Origin of the sequence: Ensifer sp. ENS06 (genome assembly GCF_014852205.1) — a bacterium.
Lineage (GTDB): Bacteria > Pseudomonadota > Alphaproteobacteria > Rhizobiales > Rhizobiaceae > Ensifer > Ensifer adhaerens.
The window spans coordinates 1,096,450-1,115,801 of the sequence record NZ_JACVBC010000001.1 but is presented as its reverse complement, the minus strand read 5'-3'; the positions used below and the strand labels follow the sequence as shown (position 1 = coordinate 1,115,801).

Below are 19,352 nucleotides of genomic sequence, written 5' to 3'. Positions count from 1 at the left end.
AAACCGGTCTATCAGGTTGCAGTCATCGGGAAAACCATCTGAACCGTCAGCCCCTTGGCGCCATCTTCGGCGGAAGGAACGGTGTCGGCGAGATGCAGCGCGCCGTGATGCATTTCCATGACGGCCTCGACCAGCGACAGGCCAAGGCCGGTGCCAGGCTTGGACCGGCTCTCATCCAGGCGAACGAAACGCTTGATCACCTCGTCGCGCATCGCTGCGGGGATGCCCGATCCATGATCGGCAACCGACAGCAACACATTCCCCTCACGTTTTTCGAGCGAGACTTTGATCAGAGGGTTCCCGGCGCCATCGGCATACTTGACCGCGTTGTCGATGAGGTTGCCGAGGGCCTGGCCGACCAGTTCGCGGTTGCCTGAAATCACGAGATCCTGGGCGACTTCGGCTTCAAGTTTCAGACCGCCATCTTCGGCCACCGGTTCGTAGAGCTCGACGCAATCGGCGACGATCTGCGAAAGGTCGATGTCGCTCATCTCGGCGACGGACGAGCCGGCCTCGACGCGCGAAATCATCAGAAGCGCGTTGAAGGTGCGGATCAACTGATCGGATTCGCCGATGATCTCCTCGAGCGCACCGCGCTGGCTCGTGCCCTTGCGGGAAAGTGCGGCTTCCGCCTTGTTGCGCAGCCGCGTCAGCGGCGTCTTCAGATCGTGAGCGATGTTGTCGGAGACCTGCCGCAGCCCTTCGTTCAGCTTCTCGATGCGGCTGAGCATGGCGTTTAGCGATTCCGACAGCCGGTCGAACTCGTCGCCGGAGCCGCTCATCGGCAGACGCTGCGACAGATCGCCTGCCATGATCTTGGTGCTGGCCTCCGACATGCGATCGATGCGCTTCAAAGCGTTGCGGCCGATGCCGAACCAGATGACGAGCGCGCCAAGCCCCATGACGCCGAGCGCCACCATCAGCGCCTGGCGCACAAGGGCGCGGAACTTCTGCGGCTCCTGCAGGTCGCGGCCAACAAGAATGCGCAGACCATTGTCGAGCACCAGCACATGGGCAAGCGCCACGTGGGTGTCCTTCTTGCTCTCGTCCGTATAGCGCTGATAGGCGAAGGGACGTTCGGTCCAGCCTTCGCTGTCGAGCAGGCCCGGCTCCAGGCTCGCAACGTTGCCGGCGAGGATTTCGCCGCTCGGTCCCGCAATCACGTAGAGATTGGCTCCCGGCTGGCGTGCCCGCCGCTCGAGCGAGCGCAACAGGCCGTTCATGCCGGCGCGGCTATAGACCTGCTCGATCTGCGCCACCTCGGCGGTGACCGCGTCACGGGTCTGCTGCTGCAGCAGCCGCTCCGACATGCCGGTGACGTAGAAGACGAGAAAGGCAGCACAGAGAGAAAAAAGAATGAGGTAGAGGGCGGAAAGCCGGACTGCGGTCGTTCTGAAGAGAACGCGAAGCTTGCTCATGCGGACGCCCGGTCATCCTTGATCATGTAGCCGGCACCGCGCACCGTGCGCAGCAGCGGCACATCGAAATCCTTCTCGATCTTCGAGCGCAACCGCGAGACATGCACGTCGATGACGTTGGTCTGCGGGTCGAAGTGGTAGTCCCAGACGTTTTCCAGCAGCATGGTGCGGGTGACGACCTGGCCGGCGTTCTTCATGAGATATTCGAGCAGGCGGAATTCGCGCGGCTGCAGGGGAATTTCCTTTCCCTGCCGGCGCACGGAATGCGACAGGCGGTCGAGTTCCAGATCGCCCACGCGGTAAACCATGTCCTGATCGGGCGTGCCCTTGCGGCGCCCAAGCACCTCGACACGGGCGAGCAACTCATTGAAGGCGTAGGGCTTCGGCAGATAATCGTCGCCGCCGGCGCGTAAACCCGTGACCCGGTCATCCACCTGGCCGAGCGCCGACAGGATCAGCACCGGCGTGTGGATGTCCTTGCGCCGAAGCTCGGTGATGACAGAGAGACCGTCTCGACGCGGCAGCATGCGGTCCACCACGAGAACGTCGTAATTGTTCTCGCTGGCCATGAACAGGCCACTCTCGCCATCGCTGGCGTGATCGGACACGATGCCCGCCTCGCGGAAGGCTTTCGCCAGATAGGCTGCCGCCTCGAGATCGTCTTCAATGATGAGAATCTTCATACGCGCGACCATAGTCCCGGACCCCTGTCTGTCTCAACCGGTTTCGACTTTCGACAACCGGGTTGGCGAGTGCTCTCGTGAGGGAATAGCGGGATGCGGGCGGAGAACCGCACACACCTTTTCACATCCCGCTCCAAACGGCGAGCGCCGCGACATCACTTGGAAATCGCGGCGCTCCGGTCAATCATTTGACTGCCGCGATCAGCCCTTGTCGATCGGAAGGGCCACGAAGCGGCTGCCGTTGTCGGCCTCGATCTGGAAAAGCGCCTTGCTACGGCCGTCCTTCTTGGCAGTGTTGATGACCTTCAGGATGTCGTCGGCGGACTTCACCTCCTGATTGTTCACCGAGACGATCTTTTCACCCTGCTTCAGGCCGCGATCGCTGGCATCAGAGTCTTCGTCGACCGAGGCGATGGTGACGCCCTTGCCATCATCAGACGGCACGACAGAGACGCCAAGGTCGGCCAGTGCCTGCTCGCTCGACGGCTGGGCTTCTTCGGACTGGTCGTCCTGGCTCTTGGCAGCGTCCTTGTCGTCCTTGGGCAGCGTGCCGATTTCGAGTTTGACGGTTTCCGCCTTGCCATCGCGCCACAGGGCCAGATCGACCGTGGTGCCCGGGCGGATTGCCGCAACCTTGCGGGCAAGGTCACGCGGATCCTTGACCGTGTCGCCGTTCAGCGCGGTTACGACGTCACCCTTCTTGATGCCTGCCTTTTCACCCGGCGAGCCGGTCTGCGGTTCGACGACGAGCGCGCCGCTTGCTTCCGAAAGGCCGAGCGATTCGGCGATGTCCTTGGTAACGGGCTGGATCTGCACGCCGAGCCAGCCGCGGGAAACCGAGCCGTCCTTGATCAGGTCGGCGACGACATCCTTGGCAACGGTCGACGGGATGGCAAAGGCGATACCGACGTTGCCGCCGCCCCTCGGCGAGAAGATCGCGGTATTGATGCCGACGACTTCACCGGAGAGGTTGAAGGTCGGGCCGCCCGAGTTACCGCGGTTCACCGCCGCATCAACCTGCAGGTAATCGTCATAGGGGCCGGAGCCGATATCGCGGCCACGCGCCGAAACGATGCCGGAGGTCACCGTGCCGCCGAGACCGAACGGGTTGCCGACGGCAACGACCCAGTCACCGACGCGGACCTTGCTGTCATCGGCCCAGCCGACATAGGTGAACTTGCGCTTGTCATCGACCTTGAGCACGGCGAGATCCGTTCGGCTATCCTTGCCGACCAGCTTGGCATCGAGTTCGGTGCCGTCGTTGAGGATGACCGTGAAGGCCGAACCGTCGGAAACGACGTGGTTGTTGGTGACGAGGTAGCCGTCTTCGGAGATGAAGAAGCCGGAGCCCTGAGCGGTCGGACGCAGGCGGCCTTCGCCATGCGGGCCACGGCGGTTGGGGCCGCGGTCGGCACGGTCATCGCCGCGCGGACCGAATTCCTTGAAGAAGCGCTTCAGCGGGTGATCGTCGGGCAGATCGTCGAAACCGCGACCGTTGAAATCGAAGCTGAAGTCGCCGCCATCTTCGGCCACCGGGTTGACGCGCGACTGGACGCGCACCGAAACGACGGCCGGCGAAACGGCATCAACGACATTGGCAAAGCTCGGCACCGACGGCGCTTCCACCTTCACCGGATCGGCAAAGGATTGCGAGATGCTTGCCGGCAGACCCGAGGTCAGCATGACGGCGGCAAGGCCGGCGATGGTCGAGGTTTTCAGAACGGTCTTGAGGGAGGGACGCAGGGATTTGGTCGTAAACATCCGTTTTGCCTTTTCTCTTCCTAGATGCCATCGGAGACGGCACCGAAACCTGGTTGCGAAGCCGCCTCAGGGAAGGCGGAATTCGTTTTGACTGACTGGAGGAACAGCCTATGACGAAAGATGTAACGGATGGGACCTTACTGAGTTCTGTCCGGAAAATGAATTTTTGGTAATGTTGTGAAGAGCTGGCCCGGGCTCGGCCAAAGGCCTGCCGGGGACTGCGCGTTGGCGCGAACGGCATTGCCCGCCACCGGCAGGGATCTCAAGCGATATCAAGAGATTAGTACTGAAGCCGGTCCAACGAATGCGCGTTCGGCGAGCGCTGCATTAAGGCTGAAGCAGCTTCTTCAGCTTTTCCTTCTCGTCCTCGGAAAGCGGCGTCCCTTTTGGCTGGGCGCCGCGACGGCGAGAGGCGATGACGAGGGTAATCGCCCCGACGAGAAGCAGGGTCGCCGGCATGCCCCAGAGGATCAGGGTCTTCGTCTCGAAGCGCGGCTTCAGCAGTACGAATTCGCCATAGCGGGACACGACGTAATCGATGACGGCCTTGTCGCTGTCGCCGTTCGCCAGCCGCTCGCGTACAAGCACGCGCAGGTCCTTGGCAAGCTCGGCGTTGGAATCGTCGATCGACTGGTTCTGGCAGACCATGCAGCGCAGTTCCGCCGAGATCGCCCGCGCCCGCGCTTCAAGCGCGGGATCGGCAAGCACTTCATCCGGGTTGACGGCAAAGGCCGAGCCGACAGGCGCGAGCAACAGCAGGAGTGCCAGGAGCAGACGGTTCATTCCGCAGCTCCCATAGGCACCGCCTTCGGTCGCTTGGCCTTGGCCGGCGCGCCGACGCGCAGGCGGCGGTCGCTCAAGGAGACGAAACCACCCGCCATCATGAACAGGGTACCGCCCCAGATGCACAGGATCATCGGCTTCCACCAGATGCGCACGACGATGCCGCCTTCGCTGATCTGATCGCCGAGTGAGACGTAGAGTTGGCTCAAGCCGAAGGTGCGAATGCCCGCCTCGGTCGTCGGCATGCGGCGCGCCTGGTAGAGACGCTTCGAAGACCAGACGTCGTCAATCGCAGCGCCACCGCGGCTGATGGTGAAGTGGCCGGACTCCTCGGAATAGTTCGGGCCGCTGCCATTGCGCATGCCGTCGAAGCGCAGGGTGTAGCCACCGGCATCCACCGTCATGCCGGGCTTCATCTCGACCACGGTTTCGGTCTCGAAGGCCGTGACGGCGACGATGCCGATCAGGGTGACGCCGAGGCCGATATGCGCAAGCGCCGTGCCGAAAGCCGAACGCGGCAGGCCGGAGAAGCGCCGCCAGACGACGTTGCCTGCGACCTTGCCGAGGCCGGAGCGCAGCGCCAGGTCCGTCAACGAACCGACAATCACGTAGACGCCAAGGGCAATGCCGAAGAGCGCCAGAACCGGGCCGCCATTCATGAAGTAATAATAGGTGACGCCGAAGAGCAGGCCGATGGCAACCGCTGCGAAGAGCCGCTGCGAAACGCCAGCAAGGTCGCCGCGCTTCCAGGCAAGCAGCGGGCCGAAAGGCACCGCAAAGAGCAGCGGCAGCATCAACAGGCCGAAGGTCATGTTGAAGAAGGGCGGCCCGACGGAGATCTTGTCGCCGGTCAGCGCTTCGAGCACCAACGGATAGAGCGTGCCGGTCAGGACCGTCGCGGTCGCCGTCGTCAGGATGAGATTGTTGAAGACCAGCGCACCCTCACGCGAGATCGGCGCGAAGATGCCGCCGGCTTTCAGGTGCGAGGCGCGCAGGGCGAAGAGCGTGAACGCACCGCCGATGAAGAAGACGAGAATGGCGAGGATGAAGATGCCGCGCGTCGGGTCGGTGGCGAAGGCGTGGACCGAAGTCAGGACACCCGAACGCACGAGGAAGGTGCCGAGCAGCGACAGCGAGAAGGTCATGATCGCAAGCAGCACGGTCCAGATCTTCAGCGCCTCGCGCTTTTCCATGACCAGCGCCGAATGCAAAAGCGCCGTACCCGCGAGCCACGGCATGAAGGAGGCGTTTTCGACCGGATCCCAGAACCACCAGCCACCCCAGCCGAGCTCGTAATAGGCCCAGTACGAACCCATGGAGATCCCGGCGGTGAGAAAGGTCCAGGCGGCAAGCGTCCAGGGACGGACCCAGCGAGCCCAGGCGGCGTCGATGCGGCCCTCGATCAAGGCCGCGATGGCAAAGGAGAAGCAGACCGAGAAACCGACATAGCCGAGGTAGAGCAACGGCGGATGAATGGCGAGGCCGACGTCCTGCAGGATCGGGTTCAGGTCCTTGCCCTCGCCCGGCGCGGGCATCAGCCGAGCGAACGGATTGGACGTCAGCAGGATGAAGAGCGCGAAGGCCATCGCGATCCAAGCCTGCACGGCGAGTACGTTTGCCTTCAAAGTCTCCGGCAGGTTGCGCCCAAAGGCGGCAACCAGCGCCGAAAAGAACGTCAGGATCAACAGCCACAGCAGCATCGAGCCTTCATGGTTCCCCCAGACGCCCGAGATCTTGTAGATCAGCGGCTTCAGCGAATGGGAGTTTTCCCAGACGTTGCGGACCGAGAAATCCGAGGTCACATAGGCGAAGGTGAGGACGGCAAAAGCGAAAGCGACGAGCAGAAAGCAGGCGACGGCGGCGCTGGATGCGAGTTCCATCAGGCCGCGATCGTTCAATCGTGCGCCAAGGATCGGTAAGGCGGCCTGAATGACCGCCGTCGCCAACGCCAGAACCAGAGCGTAGTGTCCGAGCTCGATGATCACTTGATGGTTTCCTTCCCGCTGAGCTCGACGCCCTGCGCCTTCAAACGGTCGGCGACATCCTTGGGCATATAGGTCTCGTCATGCTTGGCAAGAACGGAATCGGCCACGAAGACCGAGCTTCCGGCAACGAAGGTTCCCTCCGTCACCACACCCTGCCCTTCGCGGAACAGGTCAGGCAGGATGCCGGTATAGGTGACCGGCACACCGCTCAGCGTATCGGTGACGGTGAAGGTCACCGTCTTACCGTCACCGCGCTTGACGGAGCCGGTTTCGACGACACCGCCGAGGCGGATGCGGGTTCCCGGCGGTACGTTGGCCTTTTCGAGGTCGCTCGGCACATAGAAATAGGCGATCGCCTGGCTGAAGGCGAACATCACGAGGAAGGCTGCAAGCACCAGGAAGCCGACACCGCCGCCGATGATCGCCAGTCTTTTTTGTTTGCGCGTCATTGCGTTACTCCGTCGGTGGCAATCCCGAGCTCACGCGCCAGCGCCAGCAGCTGCTTGCCGCCGTCGCCATCGGCCGGGAAGGTTTTCAGGCCCTCCCTTAGCGCGGCCAGTGCCTTGTCTCGTTGATCAAGGACAACATGGGAGCGGATCAGACGCGCCCAGCCTTCGAGATTATCCGGATTTTCCTTCAGCCGGCTTTCGAGGCTGCCGACCATGTCCCGGATCATTTCCTGGCGATCGCCGGCGCTCATGCTTTCGGCGGCGGCCACGTCATCGGCACTTGGATTGCCGGGCGCTGCAGCGCTGGTGGCGCCGGCGCCCCCCAGTTCTGCCACGTGCTGCTTGACGAGCGGCAGCCAGGGCGCGTCGGCGGGTGATGTCGCGACCAGTCGGTTGAAGGCAGTCAGCGCTTCCGCGCTCTTGCCTTCCTGCTTGAGGCCGAGGGCAAGATAGAATTCCGAGCGCGGGTCATTGGGATCGAGCGTCAGCGCCTGCTTCAGCGCGTCCTGCGCCTTGCTCGTCACGACGCCGTCGGACTGCACGACCATCGCCTCGGCATAGCCGCCGAGACGTGCCGGCGTCGGGCCAAGCAGGCGGATCGCCCGGTCATAGGCATCGACCGCATCTTCGACACGGCCGTTGCGCATGTAGATCGGCGCAAGGAGGTCCCAGCCGGCGCCATCATTCGGGTTTACCGCCAGATGGTTCTCAGCCTTGGCAATCAGGATGTTGATGTCGCCATTGGGATCGGCCAGGCGTGCGGCCAGCGGCTGCGCCGGCATGCCCGGGCTGCCCGTCAGCAAGTAAAGACAGAGGCCGACGGCCGGAAGACAGAGAAGCACGAAGGCCTGGGCCAGGCGGCTGACACCGCGGCGCGGCGCGGCAGCCGCAGTCGCCTCACTGTCGCTCTCGCCAGCGGCCAGCAGCCGGCGCGCAACTTCGGCGCGCGCAAGCTCGGCGTCGTCGCCGCCGATCAGGCCGCTATCCTGGTCCCGCTTCAACTCTTCGAGCTGGTCGCGATAGACCTCGACATCATGGCTGTGGGGAGACGACGGGGCTTCCCCCGCCCGCAGCAGCGGAAGGATGAGCACGACAGCGACAGCCGCCGTCAGAGTGGCGACGAGGATCCAGAACAACATGGAAGCTCAATACTATGGCCCCCATGCCATTCCAACTCGAAAACCCCTTATGACGGAGATTTGAGGCGTTTCGCCGCAACGGCGGCTCGATCCGCCTGAGCACATCCGGGAGAGCCCGGCCGGCTACGCCTTAGGTCAGCGGTGTCCAGCTGCCGTCCGGGTTGCGGCAGGCAGCACCCCGCGCCGTCTTCGGCTGTCCCTTGACGGTAACCGTGTGGCTATACTGGCGGCAGTTCTGCGACCCGACCTGATAGGGAGCGGCCGCAACGACCGAACCGTTGACGCCGCGCCCGTCCCAGGTCACCGGCTGCCCACCGGGGGCCGCTTCAAGTGCGCGGTACTCCGCTTCCAGAGCGCGCTGACGGTCGGATGTCCCGATGTCGAGATCGGTGAGACGCGCGATCACCCCACCCTGGAGTGCCGCGATGTAATTGGTCGAGGTGGCACCACGCGTTGCCGTCGAGCCGAGGCCGGCGGCCGCGCCCTTGCTGCCCGTCGTGCCGCATCCGGCAAGCGCGACGGCCGAGGCGATCACAACGATCCTGCCGCCGACGACAATAGCCCGTGTCATTTCTGCCTGGTTCCTCATGATCCGCGACACTCAATCATCCTATCCGAAGCCGCATTCTTAAGCTCGTTCCATTCGAGCACGATGACGACTAGTCCTTGATTTTCTTTTGGCATTCCCCGCGTGCCGAGGCAACGGCGAGCCCTGCGGGTGTGACATTTTCAAGCACGGGTGTGACCCCTAAATCACGATGGATTCGCAAGCGAGCGACGCCGGACCCGCGCATTTCCTCATCACCCTCTAAACGGCCGCCGGCAAAACCAGTTCCGCACGCAACCCTCCCTCGTCCCGTCGCGACAGGGTGATGGTGCCCTGATACTCCCGGACGATCTCGCTGACGATCGAAAGACCGAGCCCGGTTCCGGGCTTGCTTTCGTCGAGCCGCTTGCCGCGCTTCATTGCCACGGCGATCTGGTCGGGATTGAGCCCCGGCCCGTCGTCGTCGATGTCGAGAACGATCCACTGCCGGCCGGGCTCCTTGGCATGAACCTCGCTCGGTGCCGGCCTGACATTCAGCCACACCTCGCCACGGGCGTGGCGGGCGGCATTTTCGAGCAGGTTGCCAACGGTCTCCTCGACGTCCTGCAGCTCCATGGCAAGAACCAGTCCCGGCGGGTTGATCGACAGATGGACCTGCTTTTCCGGATTGAGCTTGCGCATGACGCGCACGAGGCGTTCGAGCGCCGGCTGCGCTTCGGTCCGCGCCAGCACGGACTCGCGCTGCGCCGCAATCCGGGCGCGGCTCAGATAGGATTGAACCTGGGTCTGCATTGCATCGACCTGAGTGCGCACCAACTCGCCATGCGATGCCTCGAGCACCCGGGCCTCGTTGAGCAGGACCGCGATCGGTGTCTTCAGCGAATGGGCAAGATTGCCGACCTGCATGCGGGCGCGCTCGACGATGCGGCGGTTGCTGTCGATCAGGGCATTGACCTCGTTGGCGAGCGGCTGGATCTCACGCGGGAAAGCGCCGTCCAACCGTTCGCTTTCGCCGGCGCGGATCTTCTCCATCGAGCGCCGGACCTCATCGAGCGGCCTCAGGCCGAAGAGAATGGTGAGCGCGTTGACCCCGAGCCCGCCCAGACCGAAGATGGAGAGCGCGATCGTCAGGTTGCGGGTGAAGCGGTTGATATCGGCTTCGAGCACGTCGCGGTTGCCCGCCACGCGAAAGCGCGCCGTATGGCCCTGGATGTCGAGAACGACCTCGGTCTCGGAGACCTCGACCTCGTTCCCGAAGGGATCCTTGGTGGTGTAGAAGCGAACATAGCCGGTATCGAACGGCACCTCGTCGACGCTGGCGATCGGTAGCTTGCCGTTGCCGAGCGAGGTCGAGATCAGGGGCGGCGTATCGAACTCACCGATCGGATCGACGATCCAGTACCAGCCGGTCTGCGGCTGCGAAAACCGGAGGTCGCCAAGCTGCGGACTGCCCGACAGCACCGTCCTCTCGTTGACGGAGATCGAGTTGACGACGTTGAAGAGCTGGGCGCGCAGCAGGTCTTTGAAACCGCGCTCGGAGCCCTGGCGATAAAGCTCGGAAATCACTACGCCGATCACGACGAGAGCCACCACCGCCCAGACGGTGGAAACCACCAGAACGCGTGCGGTGAGCGATCTAATTGCCATTGCCCGGCGCTTGCATTCGGTATCCGAGACCGCGCACCGTTTCGATCAGATCGTTGCCGATCTTCTTGCGCAGCCGGCCGATGAACACTTCGATCGTATTGGAATCGCGATCGAAATCCTGATCGTACATATGCTCGACCAATTCTGTGCGCGAAACGACCTGGCCCATGTGGTGCATGAGATAGGAGAGCAGCCGGAACTCGTGCGACGTCAGCTTCAATGCGATGCCATCGACCGTTGCCTTGGAACCCTTGGTGTCGAGGCGGACCGGGCCGCAGACGATCTCCGAGCTCGCATGGCCGGCGGCGCGCCGGATCAGGGCGCGGATGCGGGCAAGAACTTCTTCGACGTGGAAGGGCTTGGCAACATAGTCGTCAGCGCCGGCATCGATGCCGGCCACCTTGTCGCTCCAGCGATCACGCGCCGTCAGGATCAGGACCGGCATAGTCTTGCCGTCGCCGCGCCATTTCTCAAGCACGGTGATGCCGTCCATTTCCGGCAGGCCGATATCGAGGATCACGGCATCATAGGGCTCGGCGTCGCCGAGATAGTGCCCCTCCTCGCCATCATAGGCCTGGTCAACGACGTAGCCGGCCTCCTTCAGCACCTCGGCGAGCTGCCGGTTCAGGTTGGCGTCGTCCTCGACAATCAGAATGCGCATCCGTCTTTACTTCCTCTCGCGGCCATCCTGCTGCATGCTTCGCCAAATCTGGCTGATTTAAGGATAAGAACACGCAGCCATTCAAAGTGCTACAGCGACCTTCGTACGCCTGATACGGCACGCGGCGCTGCAGGGATAGCCTACATCGGCACCTTGACGGTGACCTTCTTCGGCCTACCGCCATTGCCAGGAACAAGCACGGTGATCACGCACTGGCCATCGGACGTCGGCTGTGCCGACAGCAACTCGCCACCAGTGTCGGCAACGACCTGCGCTGCAGCCGCGCTGCAATCGCCGGACACACGAACGACAATATCCGACGGCACGCTGATCGCAGGCGGGCTGAAGCCGGCGAGGCCTGCAGCAAGCGCGGCTATGATCACTGGTGAAGACATGAACGCACTTTCGACTTGGGAAGCATCATGGCAGAAGCAATAACCGAACGAGGCTGAATGGCAAATGAATGTCGGCCATTTGGACCGGCAGGCACTACCGGGAAACGCATTACCTTCCCCGAATTCCGACCTTAGATTGCGGCGATTCTTCCCTGGTGGAAACCCGCATTGCTCATTCCCTTGCCAAGCCATAGCCGCTTCCTGCGACAGTTTTAGCGACGCGATCACGCGAGGAACACGGCCCGGAACCCAAGGCCGCCCGACGACGCCGGACAACGGTCAGCTTTCGTTAAGCATGTTTCGTTAGCATCTCTTCGCCGGCATGCGCTAACGCGAAAGAGCCCGTTCCCGATCAAGCGCGGCATGGCTGCGCACGCATTTTCTCGATTCTTTTGAATCCTTTGGCGGCTGTCGCTCGCAGCGTGAATCAAACATCTCAGAAATTGATTCAGGTCGTCGGCGCCGCTCCCGAACAAGGCTCAGCCATCGCGTCCTTCGAACCTGCCGACGCAATCCGTCATGACGGCACCGATCACGCCGCAGCACCGTTTCTCTGTTAATAAAGGGCCGCGAACCGGCTGGCCCTTTGCCGCAATCTATGCGCGCAAATTACTTCAAAAATACCTGCAACTTAAACCTGTTGACGTCCTGGCGCGATGCGTGCTGTGTATAAACGAAAAATTAATCGATTTAAAGATTTTTCAATCGTTTAAATGATTTAAGCCACTGATTTACAAAGCCTTTGCGATGTGAAATTGTCCGCCACACCATACATCATGAAACCGTCACAGAACCCGGGAGGATCGCATGCAGACGCTCGCAAACAACCAGCCCGCATCTCAGCAGTCCAAAGTACCGCAATCGTTGCTCGACCGTTTCGAGAGCGAATGGCGTGAGATGCGCGCCGCGAGCGAGGCAACGCCGAAGCCGGTCGCACCGGCCGAATGAGGCCTGCCTGATTGGCGCGCCTAGGCGTCACCGGGCCTGCACTTCCATTTCCAAAGATTGTCGTCGGACAGCGCCTGTTTTAGGCGTTTTTCGACATTCCGTAGCGAACCGGCGGTGAGCCTACCACCGCCGGTCGCGGCGTTTCCGGCCCTATGCCGCGGGTGATCGACCACTGACCGCAAAGGCCATAAAGGCAGCCCGATCAGGCTCCGCCAGCGCCCTTCTCGAGCCCGCGCTTCAAGGACACCCCTTGCATTTTTTGTAGTGATTTTCAGCCTTTTTGCCATTCGGCAAAAGCATGTTAATCTTTCTTCATGCTGACGGAAGAGATCGAAAGACTCGCGCTGAGCCTGCCTGGAACGGAGGAAAATGCGCATTTCGGAACGCGAGATTTCCGCGTTGGGAAGCGTATTTTCATGAGCCTGCCGGAAGCCGGGCGCGCCGTTTTCAAGTTCACACCGGATCAGCAGCGCATGCTTCTGGAGATGGAACCCGGCGTCTGCGCCGCGGTGCCTGGCGGCTGGGGCGACCGTGGCTGGACCTCGCTCTATTTCGTCCAGGCCGACGAGGATCTCGTGCGGCAGTCGATGGAGACGGCGTGGCGCAACGTTGCGCCGAAGAGCCTCGTCAAGAAGAACGGCGGCAGCCATTAGAGGCGTCGCGGCCGACACACTGCCAAAACGATTCCGCCGTCTCGACTAACCCCTTGTCACTCCACGTTTTCTTGCCCCACTTCCAGCGGCCAGGTGACGAGATAATCCTCATAGTCGTCGACGTCGATGCCGTCTTCCGCAACGGTGCGGCCACGGACGGAAATGCCCGCGGCGTGAACCGTTTCCGGATCGGCCGAAATCAACGGATGCCACCAGTAGAGATCGCGCCCTTCAGCCACCAGCCGGTAGCCGCAGGTCGGCGGCAGCCAGGTGATCTCGCGCACGGCCTTCGGCGTCAGCTGGATGCAGTCGGGCACCGTCGCCTGGCGGTTGGGATAGTCCTTGCAGCGACAGCTCTCGCCATCGAGAAGCGTGCAGCGGATCGAGGTCCAGGCGATCTCGCCGGTGTCCCAATCCTCGAGCTTGTTGAGACAACAGAGGCCGCAGCCGTCACAGAGGCTTTCCCACTCGGTATCGGTCATGTCTTCAAGGCTTTTCGCCTTCCAGAAAGGCATTTCGCCCATCGTCATCACACTTTCGTCAAATCGCTCGCGATACAGAAATTTCGCAGAAAATTGCCGGTTTTTTAAGGCCGGCGGCGCGATATGCAAGTAGATTGGAATTTGACGCCGTGCAAATATTACATGGCGCCGGCATGATGCCGTAGAGCCTTCAGGTGGTTGAGACCGTGCGGGAACCGAGGAAAGACGATAATCGGCCGAAGAAACGGCACATCTTTCTCAGGATCGACTCCTGGATCGATTCCTCAGTCTGGAATGCCGGTTTCAAGCTGGGGCAATGGTGGGAAGACACTACCATCTTCTTCCGCCGCTTCCGCGTCACGGGCTGGAAAAAAGCCGTCTTCGAGGTGCTCGGCGAAGGCATGAACTGGGGCACTGTCGGTTCGGTGCTGATGCTGGCGCTCGCCCTTCCTGCCTTCGAGGAAACCAAGGGCAACTGGCGTGCCCAGAGCGATTTCGCCGTCACCTTCCTCGATCGTTACGGCAACGAGATCGGCCATCGTGGCATCATCCACGAAGATTCCGTGCCGATCGACGAGCTGCCCGATCATCTGATCAAGGCGGTGCTGGCGACCGAAGACCGGCGCTTCTTTGACCACTGGGGCATCGACTTCCTCGGCCTTGCCCGCGCCATGACCGAAAATGCGCGCGCCGGTGGAGTCGTCCAGGGCGGTTCGACACTGACGCAGCAGCTCGCCAAGAACCTCTTTCTGTCGAACGAGCGGACGATCGAACGCAAGATCAAGGAAGCTTTCCTCGCCGTCTGGCTCGAATGCAACCTGTCGAAGAAGGAAATCCTCCGGCTCTATCTCGACCGCGCCTATATGGGCGGCGGCACCTTCGGTGCGGCAGCCGCGGCGCAGTTCTATTTCGGCAAGTCGATCACCGACGTGAGCCTTGCCGAGTCGGCGATGCTTGCCGGCCTCTTCAAGGCGCCAGCCCGCTACGCCCCGCACGTCAACCTGCCGGCCGCACGCGGACGCGCCAACGAGGTTCTGACCAACCTCGTCCAGGGCGGCCTGATGACCGAAGGCCAGGTGATCGCCGCACGCCTCAACCCGGCGACGGTCATCGACCGCGCCCAGGTGAAGGCGCCCGACTTCTTCCTCGACTGGGCTTTCGACGAAGTCCAGCGCATCGCCCGCCCCTTCGCACAGCATTCGCTGATCGTGCGCACCACGATCGACATGGGCCTGCAGAATGCCGCTGAAGATTCGGTGGAATCGAGCCTGCGCCAATATGGCGAGAGCTTCCGCGTGAAGCAGGGTGCGCTGGTGATGGTCGAAAACGGCGGCGCCGTGCGGGCCATGGTCGGCGGCCGCGATTATGGCGAGAGCCAGTTCAACCGTGCGACACGGGCCCTGCGTCAGCCGGGCTCTTCCTTCAAGGTCTATACCTACGCGGCAGCGATGGAAAAGGGCATGACGCCGGAAACGGTTGTCGTCGACGCGCCGATCACCTGGCGCGGATGGTCGCCGCAGAATTATGGCCGCAGCTATGCCGGCCGCATCACCATCCTGACGGCCATCGCCAAGTCGATCAACACCATTCCCGTGCGCCTCGCCAAGGACAAGCTCGGCACTGACCTGATCGCCCAGACGGCCAAGGACATGGGCATCGAGACGCCGATCCGCACGGACAAGACCATGCCGCTCGGCACCTCGGAAGTAACCGTGCTCGACCAGGCGACGGCGTACGCGGTCTTCCCAGCCGGTGGCATGCAGTCACGCCGGCACGGGATCAGCCAGGTCCTCAACTATGACGGCGACATTCTCTACGATTTCGGACGTGACGAGCCGCCGGCCCGGCGCATCCTCTCCGAAACCGCCAATACGTCGATGAACTCCATGCTGACGCAGATCCCGGTCATCGGTACGGCGCGCAAGGCCGCGCTCGACAACGGCATCGTCGTCGGCGGCAAAACCGGCACAACACAGGCCTATCGCGACGCCTGGTTCGTGGGCTTCACCGGCGACTATACGACCGCGGTCTGGTTCGGCAACGACGACTACACCTCGACCAACAACATGACCGGCGGCTCGTTGCCGGCGATGACCTTCAAGCGGCTGATGGACTACGCCGAACAGGGCATCGAACACCGGACGATCCCGGGGATCACCGCGCCGACGGCGCCGGCGAAGCAGCCGCCGCAGGTGGCAACCGCGAAGCCGGACGAAAACGCGTTGCCGCCGCTGGTGCGGCCACGCTCGCTTTCGACCGATGTCACCCGGCTGCTGCGCAGCATCGGCGAGACCTTCGAAAAGGCCCCCGCACTGAAGGCGCCCGAGAAGGCCGGCGGCAAGCTTGCCTCTCTCGGCGCGGATGAAGAACCACGGTCCGCACAGGCGCAGCCCGATGCCGCCAGCAACTGACGTTTCGGGCATGTCCACTCTTCTTCCGCTTCGCGGTTGCGGTGTCGGGTTCGGGACCGGCGACGCGGTCGCCGTTGCGCCGGGCGCGGATTTCGGCGACATAGGGTGTCAACGCGGCGGTGCTGAGCCGCAGGACCATATCCGGTAGAGTCGCCCTTGTTTCGAATCCCCTTCCTCGTCGCGCTTACCCTTGCCATCGCCTTCGGCGGCGGCATCGCCTCGGCGGTATGGGCGTTGAAAGCGACCGTCGGCTTCGGCTCGATCGCGATCGGCCCCTGGGTCGCCTTTCCCGAGGCGCAGACGGCCAATGCCGACCCCTATGCCAAGGCACATCGGGCGCGCGCCGGCGAACTGCTCTATGGCGGCGCTGAAGGGCTGATGTTCAGTGCCCAGGTCGATAGCAAGGGCGAGAAGCTTCAGGCGGCCTGCTCCTATGATGTTGCGGGGCTGACGCCGCAGGCCCGGTTCTGGACGCTTTACGCCGCAAATGCCGAAGGCCTGCCACTGAGGCCCGGTTCCGACCTCCCCTCGGCGCTCAATTCCTGGAGCGTTCTGCGCGGCGAAAACAGCAACTTCAGCATCCATGTGTCGCCGAATGCGAGGCCCGACAACTGGCTGGCCGTGCGCCACTCGGGCACGTTCCGGCTGGTGCTGACGCTGCTCGATACGCCGACGGCCGGCTCGTCCGGCCTGATCGATCTCGCCATGCCGGTTATCACCAAGACGGGTTGCGGCGATGCGTAGCGTGCTCTTCGCCACAGTTCTCGGCCTGGTCGGCGCCGCCCTGCTGCACATCATCATCGTGCTGGCGCTGCCGCAGTTCACCGGCCGCGATGCCTATACCCGCATCCTCGGGCTTTTGGAGATGGACAGCTTCTTTGCGCTGACCAGCACACCAGGGCCGACTGGCCTTGCCAATGACGATCCTTATCTGAGAACCGCGGTCTGCAGCTTCTCGATCTCGGATGGACCGGCGCGTTTCCTCGCAAGCGGCAACGTGCCGTTCTGGTCGCTCGCCGTCTTCGACGGCAATTCGAACGAGGTCTTCAGCATGAACGACCACACGGCGGTCAACGGCAAACTGGACCTTGTCGTCGCAACGCCAATCCAGTTGGTCGAGTTGCGAAAATCTCCGCCACAGGCGCTTGCACAATCGATCATGGTCGAGATGAAGGAACAGGATGGCTTTGCCGTGCTGAGAGCGATGGCGCCGGTCGACAGCTTTGAAGAGCAGGTCCGGAACTTCCTTGCGGAATCGACCTGCGAACCGTTCCGTCGCTAGACCATCCGCTATGGTCGTCGAGCAACAGGGGCAAGCTAAGAAAATCCACGCCGAGATGCGCGGCGATGATTCGATTCCGCGTCGGGCGCAGCAGTGCATGGGGGATGGGCCCGCAGAACCGGGCAAGGACAGTGTCTTGAACGCGACCGTTTGTGTCGCCTAATACGCAGGAGTGCCGCGGCTCACTGCTTCTTGATGCGGCGTCCGTCCGGCGCTGTCGGCTGCGGGTCGCGATCGAGGCGCTCGTAGCGGATGCCGGTGAACAGCAGCACTTTCGCTCCACCCGAAATGGCCGGAGGCCGGTGCGGAGGTATACGAACCTTGCGGTCCTGAATTCTGATAACGTCTGCCATGCTCGTCTCCACAAAGTCTTGAGACGGATGAACTACCGTACAGATTTCACCCTGCCCTTCTCGGGCCAGCGCATTTTCCCAGATCTTTCCTGGACAGGCGCGCCTTTCTCGTTTGCTCCTTCTTCCGGTCGCCCGGATGTTGCTGTTCTGGTTCACGACGCGACCCGATGATACCGGGTCCACTTCGATTGAGCCACAGGTTGGTTAACAGATTACTAATAAACGATCTGCAACCCCAACCTGCGTTCAGTATGTCTGTCGAACGGTCCCGGCGATGTATCCAAGGTAACAACGGCAATCCGGGCGAAGACCCGCCTCACCCGCTAGCGCCGGGACATCAAACCGAACAGGAAGGACACGCCCACAACGGCAACCAGGGTCGACAGAGGCTCTTCGCGCACACGCTCGCGCACGCGCTCAGCCAGAAGATCCGCCTCGCCCTGCACAACCGCTTTCGTGCTCGTTCCGATCGCCGTGACCGCTTCCGTCAGGCGGGCGATTTCCGCGCGCAGCTCGGCGATCTGTGCGTCAACCTCGGCGCGGGCGTCCGATTCGGCTTCACTCACGGCAACTTTTTCCACCGCTTGCAGTTTCTTTTCGACCATTACAACGCTCCCTTGTCTGCGCGGGCTCAACGCGCCGGCTGGCGTTTGGTTCCGCCAAAAACCGTTGAAAGCAGGTTCGCGAAACGCAAAACGGGCGACCAGGGCCGCCCGTTTTTTTCCCATCAGACAAGGCGCGCCGACGCGCCGTGTGCGGATCAGTTCTCGCAGTAGGGATCGTCGATCTGGCAGCGAACCATCGGAGCCGGACGGGCGCGCTCATAGACGGCGCCGTCGTCCTGCCGCACGCGCACGCCGTCGTCGCGGCGTTCCCAATCACGCCGATCCTCGCGTTCCGTGCGCTGACGGCGCCATTCGTCGTCGCGCCACTTGTCCTCGTCGCGCTGCCGGCGCTCCCAGTCGCGCTGATTGCTGCGCCGCTCACGCTCCCAGTCACGGCGGTCGCGCTCGCGCTGCCGCTCCCAATCTCGGCGATCACGCCGGTCATCGACCCAATCCGGTCCGCGGCGCCAGCGATCGCGTTCACGATAGAAATCGCGGCCGCGGTAGTTGCGGTCCCAATAGTTGTCGAACTGGAAGACAACCGTCGGAATGCCGAGCGGGCGATAATAACGCGGTTCGACATAGACGCGGTTGCGGCGATAGTCGGCCTGGACATAACGGCCGGCAACCCAGCCACGGCCGCCGTAGAACGACACGTCGCACCACGGCAGATCCGCAAGGCAGCCATGGATTTCGACTGATTCGCCCACCGGGATCATCGACACCGCCGGGTAGCGCGTGCTCGGACCCGAGCGCATGTTGACGTTGGCGGTAGCAAAACCCTCCGCAGCCTGCGCAATCGCCGGAGCCACAAGGAGCGCGCAGACCGCCGCTGCGCGCAGAATAAATTTCTTCACAGTTCCATATCTCCCATGGAGAGGCCCCTCTTCACACGGCCCCAAACGTCGGCGGGCGTCCGGGCCCTTCACCGTCGCCGCGATAACTCATGACAGCATGTGGATTTTTTATGGCTACGGCCGCGGATGTCCCCGAGATTTGCCGTGCCGGCGCGGCGATCCGTAGGCGCTCCGCCCGCCCTCGCTGTGCCGCAAGCCTGAATAAAGCTCCAACATCCATAGTTAACAGTACGCTAACGCTTTTCTTCTAATTTTTGCGACGTGTGCCGTTCCGGATCGCCGGCAATGGCGAT

The 19,352-nt window shown here is 62.6% G+C and carries 21 protein-coding genes; 6 read left to right on the top strand and 15 right to left on the bottom strand.

Annotation, left to right across the window (positions count from 1 at the left end; all coding sequences use genetic code 11):
• Positions 1-11 precede the first annotated feature (11 nt).
• The 11 genes from IB279_RS05555 to IB279_RS05505 form a co-directional block, all read right to left on the bottom strand.
• The gene (locus IB279_RS05555) at positions 12-1,418 is read right to left on the bottom strand and encodes a HAMP domain-containing sensor histidine kinase (protein WP_113188866.1); all 1,407 of its coding nucleotides are present in this window, start codon (positions 1,416-1,418) and stop codon (positions 12-14) included.
• Positions 1,415-2,113, bottom strand: coding sequence for a response regulator transcription factor (locus IB279_RS05550; RefSeq protein WP_034789385.1), 699 nt, complete (start codon positions 2,111-2,113; stop codon positions 1,415-1,417). The genes IB279_RS05555 and IB279_RS05550 overlap by 4 nt, the downstream gene beginning before the upstream one ends.
• A 189-nt stretch (positions 2,114-2,302) precedes the next feature.
• Positions 2,303-3,862 carry a Do family serine endopeptidase gene (locus IB279_RS05545; protein WP_060604088.1) on the bottom strand — a complete coding sequence of 520 codons (1,560 nt, stop codon included), beginning with the start codon at positions 3,860-3,862 and terminating at the stop codon, positions 2,303-2,305.
• Positions 3,863-4,189: 327 nt separating this feature from the next.
• The gene (locus tag IB279_RS05540) at positions 4,190-4,645 is read right to left on the bottom strand and encodes a cytochrome c-type biogenesis protein (RefSeq protein ID WP_034789377.1); all 456 of its coding nucleotides are present in this window, start codon (positions 4,643-4,645) and stop codon (positions 4,190-4,192) included.
• Positions 4,642-6,630 carry a heme lyase CcmF/NrfE family subunit gene (locus tag IB279_RS05535; RefSeq protein ID WP_113188867.1) on the bottom strand — a complete coding sequence of 663 codons (1,989 nt, stop codon included), beginning with the start codon at positions 6,628-6,630 and terminating at the stop codon, positions 4,642-4,644. Before IB279_RS05535 ends, IB279_RS05540 begins: the two co-directional genes overlap by 4 nt.
• Positions 6,627-7,079 carry a cytochrome c maturation protein CcmE gene (gene ccmE / locus IB279_RS05530; RefSeq protein WP_034789366.1) on the bottom strand — a complete coding sequence of 151 codons (453 nt, stop codon included), beginning with the start codon at positions 7,077-7,079 and terminating at the stop codon, positions 6,627-6,629. The genes IB279_RS05535 and ccmE overlap by 4 nt, the downstream gene beginning before the upstream one ends.
• Positions 7,076-8,218 (bottom strand): c-type cytochrome biogenesis protein CcmI, encoded by a 1,143-nt coding sequence (gene ccmI / locus IB279_RS05525; protein ID WP_113188868.1) that lies wholly within the window; start codon positions 8,216-8,218, stop codon positions 7,076-7,078. Before ccmI ends, ccmE begins: the two co-directional genes overlap by 4 nt.
• 130 nt (positions 8,219-8,348) lie before the next feature.
• The gene (locus IB279_RS05520; protein ID WP_034789364.1) at positions 8,349-8,789 is read right to left on the bottom strand and encodes a membrane protein; all 441 of its coding nucleotides are present in this window, start codon (positions 8,787-8,789) and stop codon (positions 8,349-8,351) included.
• A 237-nt stretch (positions 8,790-9,026) separates the two neighbouring features.
• On the bottom strand, positions 9,027-10,412 hold the full coding sequence (locus IB279_RS05515; RefSeq protein ID WP_034789363.1) for a HAMP domain-containing sensor histidine kinase: 1,386 nt from the start codon (positions 10,410-10,412) through the stop codon (positions 9,027-9,029).
• Positions 10,402-11,073 (bottom strand): two-component system response regulator FeuP, encoded by a 672-nt coding sequence (gene feuP / locus IB279_RS05510; RefSeq protein ID WP_113188869.1) that lies wholly within the window; start codon positions 11,071-11,073, stop codon positions 10,402-10,404. The genes IB279_RS05515 and feuP overlap by 11 nt, the downstream gene beginning before the upstream one ends.
• Before the next feature lie 140 nt (positions 11,074-11,213).
• Positions 11,214-11,468, bottom strand: coding sequence for a hypothetical protein (locus IB279_RS05505; protein WP_034789359.1), 255 nt, complete (start codon positions 11,466-11,468; stop codon positions 11,214-11,216).
• A gap of 519 nt (positions 11,469-11,987) precedes the next feature.
• Here IB279_RS05505 and IB279_RS05500 point away from each other — a divergent pair.
• The 3 genes from IB279_RS05500 to IB279_RS05490 all read left to right on the top strand — a co-directional run bounded on the left by IB279_RS05500 (position 11,988) and on the right by IB279_RS05490 (position 13,069).
• Positions 11,988-12,185, top strand: coding sequence for a hypothetical protein (locus IB279_RS05500; RefSeq protein ID WP_162741297.1), 198 nt, complete (start codon positions 11,988-11,990; stop codon positions 12,183-12,185).
• Between the two features lie 90 nt (positions 12,186-12,275).
• The gene (locus tag IB279_RS05495; protein WP_164475066.1) at positions 12,276-12,416 is read left to right on the top strand and encodes a hypothetical protein; all 141 of its coding nucleotides are present in this window, start codon (positions 12,276-12,278) and stop codon (positions 12,414-12,416) included.
• 314 nt (positions 12,417-12,730) lie between these two features.
• Positions 12,731-13,069: an MmcQ/YjbR family DNA-binding protein gene (locus tag IB279_RS05490; protein ID WP_034789357.1), complete on the top strand. Its 339-nt coding sequence runs from the start codon at positions 12,731-12,733 to the stop codon at positions 13,067-13,069.
• Positions 13,070-13,125: 56 nt separating this feature from the next.
• Here IB279_RS05490 and IB279_RS05485 read toward each other — a convergent pair whose 3' ends face one another.
• Entirely contained in the window at positions 13,126-13,593 is a 468-nt protein-coding gene (locus tag IB279_RS05485) for a YcgN family cysteine cluster protein (RefSeq protein ID WP_034789489.1), read from the bottom strand.
• 152 nt (positions 13,594-13,745) lie between these two features.
• Here IB279_RS05485 and IB279_RS05480 point away from each other — a divergent pair, with 152 nt between their 5' ends.
• The 3 genes from IB279_RS05480 to IB279_RS05470 all read left to right on the top strand — a co-directional run bounded on the left by IB279_RS05480 (position 13,746) and on the right by IB279_RS05470 (position 17,244).
• Entirely contained in the window at positions 13,746-15,962 is a 2,217-nt protein-coding gene (locus IB279_RS05480; protein WP_113188870.1) for a transglycosylase domain-containing protein, read from the top strand.
• A 156-nt stretch (positions 15,963-16,118) separates the two neighbouring features.
• A complete protein-coding gene (locus IB279_RS05475; protein WP_060604076.1) occupies positions 16,119-16,706 on the top strand; it encodes a DUF1214 domain-containing protein in 588 nt (195 codons plus the stop codon).
• A complete protein-coding gene (locus IB279_RS05470; protein ID WP_060516209.1) occupies positions 16,699-17,244 on the top strand; it encodes a hypothetical protein in 546 nt (181 codons plus the stop codon). The genes IB279_RS05475 and IB279_RS05470 overlap by 8 nt, the downstream gene beginning before the upstream one ends.
• A 182-nt stretch (positions 17,245-17,426) precedes the next feature.
• On the opposite strand, the gene IB279_RS05465 is transcribed toward IB279_RS05470, so the two are convergent.
• From IB279_RS05465 to IB279_RS05455, 3 genes are all read right to left on the bottom strand, one after another.
• Positions 17,427-17,597, bottom strand: coding sequence for a hypothetical protein (locus tag IB279_RS05465; protein WP_164475067.1), 171 nt, complete (start codon positions 17,595-17,597; stop codon positions 17,427-17,429).
• Positions 17,598-17,920: 323 nt separating this feature from the next.
• Entirely contained in the window at positions 17,921-18,202 is a 282-nt protein-coding gene (locus IB279_RS05460) for a hypothetical protein (protein WP_192339120.1), read from the bottom strand.
• Between the two features lie 155 nt (positions 18,203-18,357).
• Positions 18,358-19,059, bottom strand: a complete 702-nt coding sequence (locus tag IB279_RS05455; protein WP_113188871.1) for an SH3 domain-containing protein — start codon at positions 19,057-19,059, stop codon at positions 18,358-18,360.
• Positions 19,060-19,352: the final 293 nt, after the last annotated feature.

Coding starts and splice junctions, on each gene's coding strand:
- IB279_RS05555 (WP_113188866.1), bottom strand. CDS start 1,418: ATGAGCAAGCTTCGCGTTCTCTTCAGAACGACCGCAGTCCGGCTTTCC.
- IB279_RS05550 (WP_034789385.1), bottom strand. CDS start 2,113: ATGGTCGCGCGTATGAAGATTCTCATCATTGAAGACGATCTCGAGGCG.
- IB279_RS05545 (WP_060604088.1), bottom strand. CDS start 3,862: ATGTTTACGACCAAATCCCTGCGTCCCTCCCTCAAGACCGTTCTGAAA.
- IB279_RS05540 (WP_034789377.1), bottom strand. CDS start 4,645: ATGAACCGTCTGCTCCTGGCACTCCTGCTGTTGCTCGCGCCTGTCGGC.
- ccmE (WP_034789366.1), bottom strand. CDS start 7,079: ATGACGCGCAAACAAAAAAGACTGGCGATCATCGGCGGCGGTGTCGGC.
- ccmI (WP_113188868.1), bottom strand. CDS start 8,218: ATGTTGTTCTGGATCCTCGTCGCCACTCTGACGGCGGCTGTCGCTGTC.
- IB279_RS05520 (WP_034789364.1), bottom strand. CDS start 8,789: ATGACACGGGCTATTGTCGTCGGCGGCAGGATCGTTGTGATCGCCTCG.
- IB279_RS05515 (WP_034789363.1), bottom strand. CDS start 10,412: ATGGCAATTAGATCGCTCACCGCACGCGTTCTGGTGGTTTCCACCGTC.
- feuP (WP_113188869.1), bottom strand. CDS start 11,073: ATGCGCATTCTGATTGTCGAGGACGACGCCAACCTGAACCGGCAGCTC.
- IB279_RS05505 (WP_034789359.1), bottom strand. CDS start 11,468: ATGTCTTCACCAGTGATCATAGCCGCGCTTGCTGCAGGCCTCGCCGGC.
- IB279_RS05500 (WP_162741297.1), top strand. CDS start 11,988: ATGACGGCACCGATCACGCCGCAGCACCGTTTCTCTGTTAATAAAGGG.
- IB279_RS05495 (WP_164475066.1), top strand. CDS start 12,276: ATGCAGACGCTCGCAAACAACCAGCCCGCATCTCAGCAGTCCAAAGTA.
- IB279_RS05490 (WP_034789357.1), top strand. CDS start 12,731: ATGCTGACGGAAGAGATCGAAAGACTCGCGCTGAGCCTGCCTGGAACG.
- IB279_RS05485 (WP_034789489.1), bottom strand. CDS start 13,593: ATGGGCGAAATGCCTTTCTGGAAGGCGAAAAGCCTTGAAGACATGACC.
- IB279_RS05470 (WP_060516209.1), top strand. CDS start 16,699: ATGCGTAGCGTGCTCTTCGCCACAGTTCTCGGCCTGGTCGGCGCCGCC.
- IB279_RS05465 (WP_164475067.1), bottom strand. CDS start 17,597: ATGGCAGACGTTATCAGAATTCAGGACCGCAAGGTTCGTATACCTCCG.
- IB279_RS05460 (WP_192339120.1), bottom strand. CDS start 18,202: ATGGTCGAAAAGAAACTGCAAGCGGTGGAAAAAGTTGCCGTGAGTGAA.